Source organism: Pseudomonas flexibilis, from assembly GCF_000802425.1.
Taxonomy (GTDB): Bacteria; Pseudomonadota; Gammaproteobacteria; order Pseudomonadales; family Pseudomonadaceae; genus Serpens; species Serpens flexibilis.
Window position 1 is genome coordinate 42,591 of sequence record NZ_JRUD01000011.1, and the last position, 16,270, is coordinate 58,860.

At 65.2% G+C, this 16,270-nt stretch carries 13 protein-coding genes; 7 read left to right on the forward strand and 6 right to left on the reverse strand.

Translation table 11 applies throughout. From position 1 onward, the window contains the following. The 7 genes from nusA to SF06_RS08965 all read left to right on the forward strand — a co-directional run bounded on the left by nusA (position 1) and on the right by SF06_RS08965 (position 8,608). The gene (gene nusA, locus SF06_RS08935) at positions 1–1,482 is read left to right on the forward strand and encodes a transcription termination factor NusA (protein WP_027588983.1); all 1,482 of its coding nucleotides are present in this window, start codon (positions 1–3) and stop codon (positions 1,480–1,482) included. A 27-nt stretch (positions 1,483–1,509) separates the two neighbouring features. Further along, positions 1,510–4,002 (forward strand): translation initiation factor IF-2, encoded by a 2,493-nt coding sequence (gene infB / locus SF06_RS08940; RefSeq protein ID WP_027588982.1) that lies wholly within the window; start codon positions 1,510–1,512, stop codon positions 4,000–4,002. Positions 4,003–4,102: 100 nt separating this feature from the next. Continuing rightward, complete coding sequence (rbfA, locus tag SF06_RS08945) at positions 4,103–4,486, forward strand: 30S ribosome-binding factor RbfA (RefSeq protein ID WP_027588981.1); 384 nt, start codon at positions 4,103–4,105, stop codon at positions 4,484–4,486. A gap of 2 nt (positions 4,487–4,488) precedes the next feature. Continuing rightward, a complete protein-coding gene (gene truB / locus SF06_RS08950; RefSeq protein ID WP_039560888.1) occupies positions 4,489–5,406 on the forward strand; it encodes a tRNA pseudouridine(55) synthase TruB in 918 nt (305 codons plus the stop codon). A gap of 118 nt (positions 5,407–5,524) precedes the next feature. Then, complete coding sequence (gene rpsO, locus SF06_RS08955; RefSeq protein WP_027588979.1) at positions 5,525–5,794, forward strand: 30S ribosomal protein S15; 270 nt, start codon at positions 5,525–5,527, stop codon at positions 5,792–5,794. Between the two features lie 173 nt (positions 5,795–5,967). Then, entirely contained in the window at positions 5,968–8,076 is a 2,109-nt protein-coding gene (pnp, locus tag SF06_RS08960) for a polyribonucleotide nucleotidyltransferase (protein ID WP_027588978.1), read from the forward strand. A gap of 172 nt (positions 8,077–8,248) precedes the next feature. Next, positions 8,249–8,608 carry a BON domain-containing protein gene (locus SF06_RS08965; RefSeq protein WP_027588977.1) on the forward strand — a complete coding sequence of 120 codons (360 nt, stop codon included), beginning with the start codon at positions 8,249–8,251 and terminating at the stop codon, positions 8,606–8,608. 48 nt (positions 8,609–8,656) lie between these two features. Here SF06_RS08965 and SF06_RS08970 read toward each other — a convergent pair whose 3' ends face one another. The 6 genes from SF06_RS08970 to panD all read right to left on the reverse strand — a co-directional run bounded on the left by SF06_RS08970 (position 8,657) and on the right by panD (position 16,223). Then, on the reverse strand, positions 8,657–8,959 hold the full coding sequence (locus SF06_RS08970) for a DUF2845 domain-containing protein (protein ID WP_027588976.1): 303 nt from the start codon (positions 8,957–8,959) through the stop codon (positions 8,657–8,659). Continuing rightward, positions 8,959–11,838, reverse strand: a complete 2,880-nt coding sequence (locus SF06_RS08975; protein ID WP_039560891.1) for a DUF748 domain-containing protein — start codon at positions 11,836–11,838, stop codon at positions 8,959–8,961. Before SF06_RS08975 ends, SF06_RS08970 begins: the two co-directional genes overlap by 1 nt. A 62-nt stretch (positions 11,839–11,900) precedes the next feature. After that, a complete protein-coding gene (locus SF06_RS08980; RefSeq protein WP_039560892.1) occupies positions 11,901–12,911 on the reverse strand; it encodes a class I SAM-dependent rRNA methyltransferase in 1,011 nt (336 codons plus the stop codon). Between the two features lie 201 nt (positions 12,912–13,112). Continuing rightward, positions 13,113–13,991 carry an oxygenase MpaB family protein gene (locus SF06_RS08985; protein WP_039560895.1) on the reverse strand — a complete coding sequence of 293 codons (879 nt, stop codon included), beginning with the start codon at positions 13,989–13,991 and terminating at the stop codon, positions 13,113–13,115. Between the two features lie 54 nt (positions 13,992–14,045). Then, complete coding sequence (pgi, locus tag SF06_RS08990) at positions 14,046–15,710, reverse strand: glucose-6-phosphate isomerase (protein WP_039560922.1); 1,665 nt, start codon at positions 15,708–15,710, stop codon at positions 14,046–14,048. 132 nt (positions 15,711–15,842) lie between these two features. Next, the gene (gene panD, locus SF06_RS08995; RefSeq protein ID WP_039560897.1) at positions 15,843–16,223 is read right to left on the reverse strand and encodes an aspartate 1-decarboxylase; all 381 of its coding nucleotides are present in this window, start codon (positions 16,221–16,223) and stop codon (positions 15,843–15,845) included. Positions 16,224–16,270 lie beyond the last annotated feature (47 nt).

Consider the following 16,270-nt stretch of genomic DNA (forward strand, 5'->3'; position numbering starts at 1 on the left):
ATGAGCAAAGAAGTACTGCTGGTGGTTGAGTCGGTATCCAATGAGAAAGGTGTACCGGCTGGTGTGATTTTCGAGGCGCTGGAGCTGGCTCTGGCCACCGCCACCAAGAAGCGCTACGAGGAAGAGGTCGATCTGCGGGTCGCCATCAATCGTCAGAGCGGCAATTATGAAACGTTCCGCTGCTGGACCGTGGTCGCCGATGAGGACCTGGTCAACCCGGCTGCCGAGCTGACCGTCGAGCAGGCGCAGGAGCGCAAGCCTGACGCCAAAGTGGGCGATCTGATCGAGGAGCCCATCGAGTCCATCGAATTTGGTCGCATCGCCGCGCAGACCGCCAAGCAGGTCATCGTACAGAAGGTTCGCGAAGCCGAGCGTGCCCAGGTGGTTGATGCCTACCGTGGCAAGGTCGGCGAGATCGTTTCCGGCACCATCAAGAAGGTGACCCGTGACAGCTGCATCGTGGACTTGGGCAACAATGCCGAAGCCCTGCTGCCGCGCGAGGAAACTATTCCACGCGAGATCTTCCGTGTTGGCGGTCGCGTGCGCGCCCTGCTCAAGGAAATCCGCAGCGAGAACCGCGGCCCGCAGCTGATCCTGTCGCGCACCGATCCAAAGATGCTGATCGAGCTGTTCCGCATCGAGGTGCCGGAAATCGCCGAGGAACTCATCGAGGTCATGGCTGCCTCCCGCGACCCGGGTTCGCGCGCCAAGATCGCCGTGCGCTCCAAGGACAAGCGTATCGACCCGCAGGGCGCCTGCATCGGCATGCGCGGTTCCCGGGTGCAGGCCGTTTCCGGTGAGCTCGGCGGCGAGCGTGTGGACATCGTGCTCTGGGATGAAAATCCGGCCCAATTCGTCATCAACGCGATGTCGCCTGCCGAAGTGGTGGCGATCATTGTCGATGAAGACGCCCACGCCATGGATATTGCCGTGGCGGAAGACAACCTGGCCCAAGCCATCGGCCGCGGGGGTCAGAATGTGCGCCTGGCCAGCCAGCTGACAGGCTGGACCCTCAACGTCATGACCGAGTCGGACATTCAGGCCAAGCAGCAGGCTGAAACCGGCGACATTCTAAAGGCCTTTGTCGATGATCTGGAGGTCGACGAGGAACTGGCCCAGGTGCTGGTCGAAGAAGGCTTCACCAGCCTGGAGGAAATCGCCTACGTACCCATGGAAGAACTGCTGAGCATCGATGGATTCGATGAGGAAATTGTTAACGAGCTGCGTGCCCGCGCCAAGGATCGCCTGCTAACCAGGGCGATCGCGACCGAGGAAAAGCTCGCAGACGTACAGCCGGCCGAAGATTTGCTGTCGCTCGATGGGATGACCAAGGAGCTGGCGGTGGAACTGGCAGTGCGGGGCGTGGCTACCCGCGAAGACCTGGCCGAGCAGTCGATCGACGACCTGCTCGAGATCGACGGCATGGACGAAGAGCGTGCCGGCAAGCTGATCATGGCCGCCCGAGCCCATTGGTTCGAGTAAGCAGTCGCGGCCTGAGGAGAGAGATGCATGACGCAAGTCACGGTGAAAGAACTGGCCGATGTGGTCGCAACACCGGTCGAGCGCCTGCTGCAGCAGATGCGTGAGGCGGGTCTACCGCACACGAGTGCCGAGCAAGTGGTGACCGACAATGAGAAACAGACCCTGTTGAACCACCTGAAGGGGGACGGCTCCAAGGCCGAAGGTCCGCGCAAGATCACCTTGCAGCGCAAGACTACCCAGACCCTGAAGGTGTCTGGCAGCAAGACTATCAGCGTAGAAGTCCGTAAGAAGAAGACCTACGTCAAGCGCAGCCCTGCCGAGATCGAGGCCGAGCAGCAGCGCGAGCTGGAGGCCCAGCGCGCCGCCGAGGAGGCCGCCGCGCGCCAGAAGGCTGAGGAAGCCCGCCGTCAGGCGGAAGAAGAAGCGGCTCGCCAGGCACGCCTGGAAGCGGAAAAGAGGGCCGGTTCTCCGGTGGTCGCACCGACTCCGGCAGCTGCCAAGGCCCCGGCTGCCGTGGCCGTTGCCGCGCCGAGCGAAGAACGCAAGAAGGAAGAGCCGCGCCGCGTCGAGCGTGCCCGCGATGACGACGAGCGTCGTGACCGCAAGGGCGCCCAGCGTCCGTCGCTGAAGGACAAGGGTCCGGCGCCGCGTATCGCGCCGCGCAATGCCGAAGACGAGGGCGAAGCCTTCCGTCGTGGCGGTCGTGGCGGCAAGGGCCGCCTGAAGAAGCGCAACCAGCATGGGTTCCAGAGCCCGAGCGGCCCGGTCGTGCGCGACGTGGCCATCGGCGAAACCATCACGGTGTCCGAACTGGCCCAGCAGATGGCCATCAAGGCCGCCGAAGTCATCAAGTTCATGTTCAAGATGGGCTCGCCCGTCACCATCAACCAGGTGCTCGATCAGGAGACCGCTCAACTGGTCGCCGAGGAATTCGGGCACAAGGTCAAGCTGGTGAGCGACAACGCCCTGGAAGAGCAACTGGCCGAATCCCTGAAGTTCGAGGGCGAGAGCGCACCGCGCGCACCGGTGGTGACCGTGATGGGTCACGTCGACCACGGCAAGACCTCGCTGCTCGACTACATCCGTCGTACCAAGGTGGCGGTCGGCGAAGCCGGCGGCATTACCCAGCACATCGGCGCCTACCACGTGCAGACCGATCGTGGCATGGTCACCTTCCTGGATACCCCCGGCCACGCCGCGTTCACCGCGATGCGTGCCCGTGGTGCCCAGGCGACCGATATCGTCATCCTGGTGGTGGCGGCGGACGATGGCGTGATGCCGCAGACCCAGGAAGCCGTGCAGCATGCCAAGGCCGCCGGTGTACCGATCGTGGTCGCCATCAACAAGATCGACAAGCCCGAAGCCAATCCGGACAACATCAAGAACGGCCTGGCCGCGCTCGATGTGATTCCGGAAGAGTGGGGCGGCGATGCTCCGTTCATCCCGGTTTCCGCCAAGCTGGGCACCGGTATCGACGATCTGCTGGAAGCCGTGCTGCTGCAGGCCGAAGTGCTTGAGCTCAAGGCCACGCCGTCCGCACCCGGTCGCGGTGTGGTGGTGGAGTCCCGTCTCGACAAGGGCCGTGGCCCGGTGGCCACCGTGCTGGTCCAGGACGGTACCCTGCGTCAGGGCGACGTGGTGCTGTGCGGCGTGAACTACGGCCGCGTGCGCGCGATGCTGGACGAGAACGGCAAGAACGTGAAGGAAGCCGGGCCCTCCATCCCTGTGGCGATTCTCGGCCTGGACGGCACGCCGGAAGCCGGTGATGACCTCACCGTGGTGGCCGACGAGAAGAAGGCCCGCGAAGTGGCACTGTTCCGTCAGGGCAAGTTCCGCGAGGTCAAACTGGCTCGCCAGCAGTCCGCCAAGCTCGAGAACATCTTCGAGACCATGGGTCAGGACGAGAAGAAGATGCTCAACATCGTCCTCAAGACCGATGTGCGCGGAACCCTGGAGGCCTTGCAGGGCGCCCTGTCCGAGCTGGGCAACCAGGAAGTGCAGGTGCGCGTGGTCGCCGCCGGTGTCGGTGGTATCACCGAGAGCGATGCCAACCTGGCGCTGGCTTCCAATGCGGTGCTGTTCGGCTTCAACGTGCGTGCCGACGCCGGCGCGCGCAAGATCGTCGAGCAGGAAGGCCTGGATCTGCGCTACTACAACGTCATCTACGACATCATCGAAGACGTCAAGAAGGCGCTGACCGGCATGCTGGGCAGCGAGGTGCGCGAGCACATCCTGGGCATCGCCGAGGTGCGTGATGTGTTCCGCTCGCCGAAGTTTGGTGCGGTAGCCGGCTGCATGGTGGTTGAAGGCATCGTGCACCGTAACCGCCCGATCCGCGTGCTGCGCGAGGATGTGGTGATCTTCGAGGGCGAGCTGGAATCGCTGCGCCGCTTCAAGGACGACGTCGCCGAAGTGCGCGCCGGCATGGAGTGCGGTATCGGCGTGAAGAGCTACAACGACGTCAAGGTCGGCGACAAGATCGAAGTCTTCGAGAAGGTCCAGGTGGCCCGTACGCTGTAAGCGGACACCTGCCGGAAGCTGGAAGCCGTCAGCCGGAGCCGCCCTTGTGGGCGGCGCCGGCTGGGGTTTCCAGCTTTTGGCTTTTAGCGAGTAATGAATGATGGCCAAAGAATATAGCCGTACCCAGCGCATCGGCGACCAGATGCAGCGCGAGCTGGCCCTGTTGATCCCCCGTGAAGTGAAGGACCCGCGCCTGGGTTTCATCACCATCACCGCCGTGGATGTCAGTCGTGACATCGGCCATGCCAAGGTGTTCATCACCTTGATGGGTGACTTCGACGACGAGAAGCTGGCGCTGAACCTGGAGATCCTCAACGATGCCGCCGGCTACCTGCGCATGCTGCTGGGCAAGTCCATGAAGCTGCGTAGCGTGCCGCAACTGCATTTCCACTACGACGCCAGCGTGCGCCGTGGCGCCGAATTGTCGGCGCTGATCGAGCGCGCGGTGGCCGAAGACCGTCGGCACGATCAGGGCGAGGAGTGAGCGTGGCGCAAGTCAAACGTATTCGCCGCGCTGTGCATGGCGTGCTGATCCTCGACAAGCCACGCGGTTTCAGCTCCAACGCCGCGCTGCAGAAGGTGCGTTGGCTGCTCAACGCCGAGAAGGCCGGCCACACTGGCAGCCTCGATCCGCTGGCGACGGGTGTGCTGCCGCTGTGCTTCGGGGAGGCCACCAAGTTCTCCCAATACCTGCTGGATGCCGACAAGGCCTACGAGACCTTGGCCCGGCTTGGCGTCACCACCAGTACCGGCGACGCGGAAGGCGAGGTGCTGGAGCGTCGTGATGTTGCAGTGACCCGCGCCGATATCGAAGCGCTGCTGCCGCGTTTTCGTGGCGATATCCAGCAGGTTCCGCCGATGTATTCGGCCCTGAAGAAGGACGGCCAGCCGCTGTACAAGCTGGCGCGCGCCGGCGAGGTAGTGGAGCGCGAGGCGCGTTCTGTTACTATCTCGCAGCTCGAACTGCTGGCTCTGGATAATGACCAGGCACGCCTGGCCGTCAGCTGCAGCAAGGGCACCTATATTCGTACCCTGGTCGAAGACCTCGGGCAGATGCTCGGTTGCGGCGCGCACGTCGCCGAGCTGCGCAGAACCCAGGCCGGCCCGTTCACGCTGGCCCAGGCGGTGAGCCTGGAAACGCTGGAACAGGCCCACGCAGAAGGCGGCTCCGAGGCGCTGGATCGTTTCCTGCTGCCGGTGGATTGCGGCCTGCAGGACTGGCCGGTGATCCAGTTGACCGAGCACAGCGCCTACTACTGGCTGCACGGACAGCCGGTACGCGCGCCTGGCGCACCGGAGCAGGGGCTGATGCGGGTGCAGGATCATGCGGGACGCTTCATCGGTATCGGTGAGGCGAGCGACGACGGGCGCATCGCCCCGCGTCGACTGATTCGGTCGGAATGACCGTAACGCGCCGCCTCGTGCGGCGCACCCCGAGGGTGGCTGTCAACAGGCACGGTCATGCCTCTATTCATAAACACGGGAAGCGATTCCCGGCCTGTTCACTCAAGGAGCCCATACCATGGCACTGAGCGTTGAAGAAAAAGCCCAGATCGTTAACGAGAACAAGCAGCACGAAGGCGACACCGGTTCCCCCGAAGTGCAGGTTGCTCTGCTGACCGCCAACATCAACAAGCTGCAGGATCACTTCAAGGCCAACGGCAAGGACCACCACTCCCGTCGTGGTCTGATCCGTATGGTTAACCAGCGCCGCAAGCTGCTGGACTACCTGAAGGGTAAGGATGCCACTCGTTACAGCGCCCTGATCGCGCGTCTGGGCCTGCGTCGCTAAGACGTACGCGAGCTGGAAGGCTGGAAGCTGGGGGTGGGGAGTTGGAAGTGGGTTAGCTGTCCCGCTTGCAACTCTCCACTTCCAGCTTTCCGCTTTCTGTACTGGAAGGATCGGGTCCGACTCCCGGCATTCCAACCGATTTCCCCAAGGGCAACACAGAGAAGGAAAACACCGTGAATCCGGTTACCAAGAAATTCCAGTTCGGTCAGTCGACCGTAACGCTCGAAACGGGCCGCATTGCCCGCCAGGCCACCGGCGCCGTACTGGTCAGCATCGATAATGATGTGACCGTGCTGGTCACCGTAGTCGCCGCCAAGCAGGCCGACCCGGGCAAGGACTTCTTCCCGCTGTCCGTGCACTACCAGGAAAAGACCTACGCGGCCGGCAAGATCCCCGGTGGTTTCTTCAAGCGTGAGGCGCGTCCCTCCGAGAAGGAAACCCTGACCTCGCGCCTGATCGACCGTCCGATCCGTCCGCTGTTCCCGGAAGGCTTCATGAACGAAGTGCAGGTCATCTGCACGGTCGTTTCCACCAGCAAGAAGACCGATCCGGACATCGCCGCCATGCTCGGCACCTCCGCAGCGCTGGCCATCTCCGGCATTCCCTTCCAGGGCCCGGTTGGCGCCGCGCGCGTGGCCTTCCACCCCGAAACCGGCTACCTGCTGAACCCGACCTACGAACAGCAGCAGGCTTCCAGCCTGGACATGGTCGTGGCCGGCACCCAGGACGCTGTGCTGATGGTTGAATCGGAAGCCAAGGAGCTGACCGAAGACCAGATGCTGGGCGCCGTGCTGTTCGCCCACCAGGAGTTCCAGACCGCCATCCAGGCCATCAAGGAATTTGCCGCCGAAGCCGGCAAGCCGGCCTGGAACTGGAACGCTCCGGTCGAAAATACCGCGCTGCTGGACGCCATCAAGGCCGAGCTGGGTGATGCCGTTTCCCAGGCCTACACCATCACCGTCAAGCAGGACCGCTATGCCCGCCTCGGCGAGCTGCGCGACCAGGTGGTGGCCAAGCTGGCCGGTGACGAGAACGCCGCCTACACCCCTGCCCAGGTGAAGGAAGCCTTCGGCCTGATCGAGTACCGCACCGTGCGCGAGAACATCGTCAACGGCAAGCCGCGTATCGACGGTCGTGACACCCGCACCGTGCGTCCGCTGAAGATCGAAGTCGGCGTGCTGGACAAGACCCACGGTTCCGCGCTGTTCACCCGCGGTGAAACCCAGGCCCTGGTGGTCGCCACCCTCGGCACCGCCCGCGATGCGCAGATCCTCGACACCCTGGAAGGCGAGAAGAAGGATCCCTTCCTGCTGCACTACAACTTCCCGCCCTACTCAGTGGGTGAGTGCGGCCGCATGGGCGCTACCGGTCGTCGCGAGATCGGTCATGGCCGTCTGGCCCGTCGTGGCGTGCAGGCCATGCTGCCCAGCGCCGACGAGTTCCCCTACACCATCCGCGTGGTGTCCGAGATCACCGAGTCCAACGGCTCCTCCTCGATGGCATCCGTGTGCGGCGCCTCGCTGGCCCTGATGGATGCCGGCGTGCCGATGAAGGCTCCGGTAGCCGGTATCGCCATGGGTCTGGTCAAGGAAGGCGACAAGTTCGCCGTGCTGACCGACATCCTGGGTGATGAAGACCACCTGGGCGACATGGACTTCAAGGTGGCCGGTACCGCCAAGGGCGTAACCGCCCTGCAGATGGACATCAAGATCCAGGGCATCACCGAAGAGATCATGGAAATCGCGCTGAACCAGGCGCTGGAAGCGCGCCTGAACATCCTCGGCCAGATGAACCAGGTGATCTCGCAGTCCCGCAGCGAGCTGTCGGCCAATGCGCCGACCATGATTGCCATGAAGATCGATCCGGACAAGATCCGCGATGTGATCGGCAAGGGCGGCGCGGTCATCCGCGGCATCTGCGAGGAGACCAAGGCCTCCATCGACATCGAGGACGACGGCTCCGTCAAGATCTTCGGCGAGACCAAGGAAGCCGCCGAGGCCGCCAAGCAGCGCGTGCTGGCGATCACCGCCGAGGCCGAGATCGGCAAGATCTACACCGGCCGCGTCGAGCGCATCGTCGACTTCGGCGCCTTCGTCAACATCCTGCCCGGCAAGGACGGCCTGGTGCACATCTCCATGCTGAGCGATCAGCGCGTGGAGAAGGTCACCGACATCCTCAAGGAAGGTCAGGAAGTGGAAGTGCTGGTGCTGGACGTGGACAACCGCGGCCGCATCAAGCTGTCCATCAAGGACGTCGCCGCCGCCAAGGCCTCCCAGGTCTAAGCGACACCGGTACGAAAAGGCCCCGTAAGGGGCCTTTTTCGTTTCCGGACAGAGAAAGCGAGCGAGGCCAATCGGCAGGCTGCTCTGAACTGCGCGAGGGATTGCCGGGTCTACCCCTCCACTGCGGCCGGAGAGTGCCGTGGAGTCCCCTGAAAACACAGGAGTGAACAGCATGAAGAAAGTCCAGACAACGTTGAGCGCCTCCGCGCTGGCCCTGGTTCTCGGCCTCCCTCTCGTACCCGCCTGGGCAGACCAGCCCATGGCAGGTGTCCTGCTGGCGGCCGGCGAGTCGACCATGGACGAAGCGGGTGATGCGGTGTCCGACACCTGGATTACCACCAAGGTCAAATCCGCCCTGCTGGTGGATGACAGCACCCCCGGCATGGATATCGAAGTGGAGACCAAGGATGGCGTGGTCTCGCTGACCGGCACGGTGGCCACCGAGGCCGAGCGCGAGATGGCCATTACCAAGGCCAAGGAGATCAAGGGCGTGCGCGAGGTCATGGCGGATGGGCTGAAAACCATGGACTGAGCCCGCCATGCGGAAAGCCCGAAGCCGCCGTCCAGGCGGCTTCGGCGTTTACAGGTTGCGTTCGCTACGGATGTCCCGCAACCGTCCCCCTTCAAAGCGCAGGATGTGGTACATGCCGTTGCGTGGCCCGTAGATCCATTCCTCGACACCCACGTCGTAGCGCAGGCCGTATTCGTCACGTTGAAGCTTGAGGCCCAGCTGGGACTGATTCACCGGCTCGCCGCACTTGCGCAGTACCTCCCAGGCCGAGTCGCCCAGGCTGATCAGCTCGCTGCCGCAACGCAGCGTCGAGGATGCCTGCGCCAGGGACGCGAGTAACAACAGGGCGGCGAGCAGCGTTGTTTTCATCATCACTGACTGTCCAGATGCAAGGGTGTCTCCACGCTGCCAGTGGTGCCGGCCGTGACCAGCGTACTGTCCAGCAGATAGATGCGTTTATCTTCGAGTCCGCCCTGGTCCACCAGATACGCCTTGATACTGGCCGCACGTTCCTGGGCCAGGCGGCGCAGGGCCGTGGGATTGTCGCTCCAGCGTGCCAGCAGGGCTTGGCGCATGTTGTCGTGGATCTGCTCGTCCGCAAGCTCAGCCCAGCTGGCGGGAGGTTGCCCCAGCTGGCTGCGGTAGATGGCCTGCAGCAAGGAATCACCCAGGTCCTCGTCGATCTCCAGATCGTCTGGGGTGGCGGGTACCGGCTGACCGCGGCGCTGCAAGCTGTTGTACCAGAGTTGCCGGTACTCACGCTGCAGGCGCCGCTCGGCCAGCAGCGGGCCATCGGCGCTCACCGCGCTGGCGCCTTCCACCTCCAGTCGTAACTGCGGCCGCTGCCTGAGCGCCGCCGCCAGGGTGTCCAGGCGCTGGCGAGCGGCATCGCCCAGTACGCTGCTGCCGGGCTCGAAGGGAACACGGTCGAGGTCCTCATCGCTGCCGCCCACCAGCCCGGCGACGAACTTGAAGGGCGCCTGCACAGCCCGCAGCACCAGATTGCGCAACGTCTGCCAGATGATCGGCATGACGCTGAACTGCGGGTCGTTGAGGTCACCCTGCACCGGCAGTGCAATGTCGATGTTGCCCTTGGTGTCCTTGAGCAGCGCCACGGCCAGGCGCACCGGCAGATCCACCGCGTCGTCGCTGTCGACCCGCTCGCCCAGCTGCAGGTTCTCCAGCAGCACATGGTTCTCGGCATTCAGCCGGCCCTCGTCGATGCGGTAGTGCAGATCCAGGTTGAGACGGCCGCGCCGGATGCGGTAGCCGGCGAACTTGCCGGAGTAGGGTGTCAGGGTGGTCAGCTCCACCTGTTTGAAAACGGTGGCGATATCCAGGCTGTGCAGCGGGTCGAACGGCGTCAGTCGGCCCTTGATGGTGACCGGCGCGTAGCGATCGACCTTGCCGGTGATGTCCACGCTGGCGGCCTGCTTGCTCCGGTTGTCGAGGGTGCCGATACGGCCGTTGAGTTGCTGGATGGCCGTGGCGAAGTTCGGTCGCAGGCTGAAGTCGGCAAAGTTGGCCGAGCCGTCGCGAATCGCGATGCCGCCGACGTGGATACCCAGAGGGGGTTCATTGGCGGAGGTGGCCTCGCCGGCTTCGGCCGTCGTGGGCTGCTCGACAATCAGTTCATTGAGGTTGGTGCTGAGGTCTTCCTGGATAATCAGCCGTGCGTAGGGCTGCTCCAGTTCGATGCCCTCGATGTGCAACTGCTCGCCGTGCCGGTAGTCCAGCCCGTCCAGGCGCAGCGCCTGCCATTTGAGAAGGTCGCGGTGACGCAGGGTGTCACGGGTATGCAGACCTTGTACGCTGGCCTGCCCCCTGACCTGCAGTGCTAGCTGTTCGCCGTGGGCGACCTGCACATCCAGGTTGCCTGCCAGCTCACCGCCGAGAAGTTCAAGACGTACATACGGCGAGAGGTAGGCCTGGGCGACGCGCAGATCGATGGCCTGCAGCGTCACCGCCAGCTGGGCGGCGAGCGGCTGCAACCCGGCCTCGCCCTCGGCGTGCACGCGTCCCTGCTCGCCGAGGCCGCTGTCCAGGCGCAGCTGGAAAGGCGCCTGTCCCGAGCTGTCGAACTGGCGTACGTCCAGGTCCAGCGGGCCGACCAGCAGTTCAACGGGTTGTTCCGTGGCGCGATCGGTCAGGTGGGCGCGGTAGCCGCGCAGTTGGGCGTCATTCAGCAGGATCTGCCAGGGCCTGCCCTCCGTGGTCGGGGCTTGCTCTGTTGCGCCGCCGTCCGCCTTGAGCAGGCGCAGCCAGTCGATTTCCCCGTCCGCTTCACGGGCGGCCCAGGTTTCCAGCCCGGCGCTGCGCAGCTGGCCGATTTCCAGCCGTTGCGCGGCCAGGTCCAGACTGGCTTGCTGGATGTCCAGATGCTCGAGGTTCAGGCGCGGTTGGCCGTCGAGGTCCTGAACCGCAAAGGGTGCCAGGCGCAGGCGGCCATTGGCCAGGGTGAGTTGCGTTCCCTCCGCCAGGTCGAGGCGGTAATCGGCGGCGGCGTTGAGCACGCCGTCACGCAGCGACACCGCGATGTTTTCCTGCACATAGGGCCAGATGCTAGCCAGGCGCAGATCCTTCAGTTCCAGGTGGCCGCTGGAGCGGAAGGGCAGCAGATGCAGCTGGCCGCGCCAGTGGAGCGTGCCGCCCGCCGGCCCCTGTGCCACGAACTGAGCTTCGGCTTCATCATCGGAGCGGGTGCGCAGGTTGTGCAGCTCCAGATCGAGCGGGTCGTAGGTGAAGTCGACGGTTTCGCCAGGGCGTCGATCCTGGAAATGCACCAGACCGCGCTCCAGCAGCAGGCGATCGATGCGCAGCGGGAAGGGGCGGCTCGGTTCCGCGTTCACCGGCTTGGGGCTTTCCTCGCTGGCTGGAAAGGCGAAGAGCCGGCTGAGGTTGAGCTTCCCTTCAGCGTCGAACAGCACTTCCGTGTGCGGGCGGACCAAGCGCACCTCGGCCAGATGCAGGGTGCGCTGCCACAGGCTGCGCCATTCCAGGTCGACATGCAGGAACTCGAAGGCCAGCTGCGGGGCTTCGGTATCGCCGATGCGCAGGTGGTAAAGGTCCAGCGTCAGGCGGAACGGGTTGAACTCCAGGCGCTCCAGGCGCGCCGGTTCGGTGGCATAGAGTGCCAGCTGCTGATTGGCGATGCGCAGCGCCACCCCGGGCACGATGAAGAAGCCGATCAGTGCATAGAACGCCAGGAAGATGGCCAGGCCGCGAGCCAGGCGCAGGGGCAGGTTCGACATGAGGGTTCCGCCAGCTTTGACGGCGCCAAGTATGGCAGCTGAATGCGGGTCTGCCCGGGAACTCAGAGCCTCAGGATCAGCGTCTTCAGCGGCGGGTCCCCGGCGAGCGAGGGAAAATCACTGGCCGGGGGCAGGTACTGGCAGTCGCGCACCGGTCGGCCGGCTTTTTCGGCGCAGCGCAGCACCAGGCTGCGCCACTCGTCCAGCGGTACCTTGGCCAGGTTGTTGTTGCACACCAGCGTGCCGCCGTCGGCGGTCACCTGCAGGGCCGGCTTGAGCAGGCTCTGGTAGTCGCGTAGCAGATCGACGGTGCCAAACGGGCTCTTCGCCCAGGCCGGAGGGTCGAGGAACACCAGGTCGAACTGCCGCGCCTCAAGGTGCGGGTAGACCGGCAGGCGCTGACCGCGGCGATGGGCGACGGGCTGCCCGGCCAGTTGACGGATGGCCGGGAAGTAGTCGGACTGCACGAAGCGCATGGTCGGTAGTTGCGGATTGAGTGCGACATTCTCGCGACCGACGGCCAGGTTGCCGGCGGCGAAGTCCAGGTTCCACACCTCCGAGGCGCCGCCGGCTGCCGCGCACAGGCCGACGCCGCAGGTGTAGGCGAACAGGTTGAGCACGGACAATCCCTGGCTGTTGGCTTTCACCCAGCCGCGGGCGTTGCGCAGGTCGAGAAACAGCAGCGGATCCTGTCCGGCATGCCGGCCACGCACCCGGTAGTTCAGTCCCCATTCATGTCCCACCTGCTCGGCGACGGCGTCCGCATCGGGGCGGTACGCTCCGCGATCGACCCGCGAGTTGCCGCGCGCGCGATCGTTGTATACCGGCAGCAGCGGATGCCCGAAGAAGGCCTCGACTTCGGCGACCAGCAGGGGCAGCTGTTGCGGATCCAGTGATTCGTGAAAGCTCTGGATCAGCAGCTGCGGGCCGTAGCGGTCCAGCGTGAGGCCGGGCGCGCCTTCCTGGCTGCCATGGAACAGCCGATAGCAGTCGGTACCTTGGCCATGCAGGCGCTCGATCAGTTCGCGGCGGGAGGCGAGGGCGGCGCGCAGCGCCTGTTGCAGAGCAGGCATGCGAAGCTACTCGGGAGGGACGGGGAGAGGCGGCGATTCTAACGGAAATCGCCCGCGACCAGCAGAACCCCCTTGTTCGTGGGTATGGTCCCGCCCGCTCCGCGGCGGGGCTGGCAGGGTGGTCAACGCAACACGTGGCCACCTCGGCGGCCGGCGCACGTGCCCGGGATCGCAGCGATATGCCGAGCACGTTCTCGAAACCTAGCCGCCCGGCGGCATGCCCATGCGGCGCCGGGCACGGTGGATCGAGCCGTTGCGCACCGCCCAGCGCAGCACGGGCGCACTGTGGCGCACCGCCGTGCGGATCAGCTGGCGGCGTGGTGCCGCCAGGTGAAAGCCCAGCAGGTGAGTCGCCCAGTCGGGCAGCAGCTCGATGCCGGCCTGCAGCATCAGGCTGCCGAAGGGACGGGTCAGGGTGCTCGGGGCTGGCGCATCGAGCAGGGCATCCAGCACCTCCCGGCAGCGCCAGTCGCAAAGCAGTTCCGCCTGCATCGCCCGGAAGTAGTCGGCCACCTGCTGGCGTGAGCGCGGAATGTCGCGGGCACCGAGCAGTTCGCCGACCTGGGCGATCTCGGCGTAGTAGCGGTCCTGCTCGGCGCCGCTCAGATGGGGGTTGCGATAACGCAGGTGCGATTGCAGGAAGCTGTACACCTCGGCCACGTGCACCCAGGTGAGCAGGTGCGGATCGTTGGCCGCGTAGGGTCGGCCATCCGGCGCGATGCCGCTGACCCGGTCATGGATGGCGCGCACCCGGGCGATCAGCCGTTCGGCATCGGCGCGGCTGGCGAAGGTGGTGCCGGCGATGAACTGGCCGGTGCGGCGCAGGCGGCCCAGCATGTCCTGGCGGAAGTTGGAATGCTCCCAGACCCCGGCCAGGGCCAGCGGATGCAGCATCTGGATCATCAGCGCGGAGATGCCGCCGATCAGCATCGAGGTGAAGTCGCTGTGTACTCGCCAGCACACCGAGTCCGGGCCGAACAGGCCGGGATCCCCCTTGGGGTGTTCCATGTCGACGCCGGAGAGGGTAAGCCCACTCAGGCTGAGCACATGGCGCTCGATGCGCTGGCGCAGGAATTCCATCGTGGTCGCCTCATGCTCTTGGGGGCCGGTGGACCTCCTGCCTACCCATTACCGCTAGCCGCGATGGCGGCTGCGGAAGAAGTCGATCAGTCCGCGGGTCGAGCCATCCTCGTCGCTGGCCGGGCGCTGGCCGGTGAGGCTGTCGTAGACGTTGCGGCCCAGTTCCTTGCCGAGCTCAACCCCCCACTGATCGAAGGCGTTGATGCCCCAGATGGCGCTCTGCACGAAGACCTTGTGCTCATAGAGCGCCACCAGGGCGCCCAGCCGGCGCGGGTCGATGTGCTCGATCACCAGGGTGTTGCTGGGGCGGTTGCCGGGGATGACCTTGTGCGGCGCCAGGCGCTGCACCTCGGCCTCGGCCAGGCCCTTGGCGCGCAGCTCCGCTTCGGCTTCCGCGCGGGTCTTGCCGAGCATCAGCGCCTGGCTCTGCGACAGGCAGTTGGCGTACAGCCACTGGTGGTGGTCACCCAGCGGGTTGTAGCTGACCACCGGGACGATGAAGTCGGCGGGAATGAACTGGGTGCCCTGGTGCAGCAGCTGATGGTAGGCATGCTGGCCGTTGCAGCCGACGCCGCCCCAGACCACCGCGCCAGTGTCGCAGGGCGCCGGGCGGCCATCCTGCAGCACGCTCTTGCCGTTGGATTCCATGTCCAGCTGCTGCAGGTGTTTCACGAAGTTGCGCAGGTAGTGGTCGTAGGGCAGGAACGCATGGCTGCGCGCGCCCCAGAAGTTCTGGTACCAGACGCCGAGCATGGCCAGCAGCACCGGCATGTTGCGCTCGAACGGCGCGTCGCGCAGATGGCGGTCCATGCTGTAGGCGCCGGTGAGCAGCTCCTTGAAGTTGGCCATGCCGATGGCCAGCGCGGTGGGCAGGCCGATGGCCGACCACAGCGAGTAGCGGCCGCCGACCCAGTCCCACATGGGGAAGATGTTCTCTTCGCGGATGCCGAAGTCGATGGCCGCCTGGCGATTGCTGGTGACGGCGATGAAGTGCCGGTACAGCTTGCCCTCGCAGCCGCCGCTGGCCAGGTACCACTCGCGGGCGGCGAGGGCGTTCTTCAGGGTTTCCAGGGTGCTGAACGACTTGCTGGAGACGATGAACAGGGTAGTTTCGGCGTTCAGCCGCGCGGTCAGCTCGCGGAACTCGCTGCCGTCGATATTGGCCAGGTAGTGGCAGCGCACGCCGCGCTGGCGGAACGGCAACAGCGCCTCGGAGACCAACTCGGGACCCAGGTAGGAGCCGCCGATGCCGATGTTCACCACGTCGGTGATGCTCTTCTCGCTGTAGCCGCGCCACAGGCTGCTGTGAATGCGGCCGACCAGGTCGGTCATCTGCCCCAGCACCCGGTGCACCTCGGGCATCACGTCCTGGCCGTTGACCAGCACCTGCTCGCCAACCGGGCGGCGCAGGGCGGTGTGCAGCGCCGGGCGCCCCTCGGAGGCGTTCACCGGCTTGCCATCCAGCAGGGCCTCGATGGACGGCTGCAGACCTGCCTCGCGGGCCAGGCGCATCAGCAGCGCGATGGTCTGCTCGTTGACCAGATTCTTCGAGTAGTCGAGGAACAGCCCGCAGCTGTCCATGGAAAAGCTGGCAAAGCGCTTGGGATCCTCGGCGAACGCCTGGCGCAGGCTGAAGCCCCGCATGGCCTGGCGATGCTCGGCGAGCTGTTGCCAGGCGGGAAGGAGGGTGATGTCGTGCGGGGTCTGGTAGTACGGCAGCATGTCGTCCGGGTTCCTGGGGCGATGCCGCGAAGGCTGTGGCGCGGCGGGGCAAGTCCTGCGCGTAGGCGCGCTACTGTCCTTGGAGCGAAAAAACTCGCGGGGTTTCCCCCGGCCGACCGATGGCCGGCCTCAGGCCAGCTGCACCGGAATGGCGTTGCTGGTATGGCTCAGCGCACCGTCGGCGCCGATGTACAGCACCCGTGGTGTGTGGTCATCCAGCTCGGCTTCGGCGTAGTGAGCATAGGCACAGATGATCAGGCGGTGGCCCACGTCGGCCTTGTGGGCAGCGGCTCCGTTGACGGAAATGATGCGCGACCCGGCTTCGCCACGAATGGCATAGGTGGTGAAACGTTCGCCATTGTCGACGTTGTAGATCTGGATCTGCTCGTATTCGCGAATGCCGGACATGTCCAGCCAGTCGCCGTCGATGGCGCAGGAACCTTCGTAGTCGAGCACCGCGTGGGTAACGATGGCGCGGTGCAGTTTGGCCTTGAGCATGATGGCATGCATGGCGGGGTAATCCTCCAGGGATGCGGGCGGCGGCGAGTGTGCCTCAC

Coding starts and splice junctions, on each gene's coding strand:
- nusA (WP_027588983.1), top strand. CDS start 1: ATGAGCAAAGAAGTACTGCTGGTGGTTGAGTCGGTATCCAATGAGAAA.
- infB (WP_027588982.1), top strand. CDS start 1,510: ATGACGCAAGTCACGGTGAAAGAACTGGCCGATGTGGTCGCAACACCG.
- SF06_RS08970 (WP_027588976.1), bottom strand. CDS start 8,959: ATGATGAAAACAACGCTGCTCGCCGCCCTGTTGTTACTCGCGTCCCTG.
- rpsO (WP_027588979.1), top strand. CDS start 5,525: ATGGCACTGAGCGTTGAAGAAAAAGCCCAGATCGTTAACGAGAACAAG.
- SF06_RS08980 (WP_039560892.1), bottom strand. CDS start 12,911: ATGCCTGCTCTGCAACAGGCGCTGCGCGCCGCCCTCGCCTCCCGCCGC.
- SF06_RS08965 (WP_027588977.1), top strand. CDS start 8,249: ATGAAGAAAGTCCAGACAACGTTGAGCGCCTCCGCGCTGGCCCTGGTT.
- SF06_RS08985 (WP_039560895.1), bottom strand. CDS start 13,991: ATGGAATTCCTGCGCCAGCGCATCGAGCGCCATGTGCTCAGCCTGAGT.
- rbfA (WP_027588981.1), top strand. CDS start 4,103: ATGGCCAAAGAATATAGCCGTACCCAGCGCATCGGCGACCAGATGCAG.
- panD (WP_039560897.1), bottom strand. CDS start 16,223: ATGCATGCCATCATGCTCAAGGCCAAACTGCACCGCGCCATCGTTACC.
- SF06_RS08975 (WP_039560891.1), bottom strand. CDS start 11,838: ATGTCGAACCTGCCCCTGCGCCTGGCTCGCGGCCTGGCCATCTTCCTG.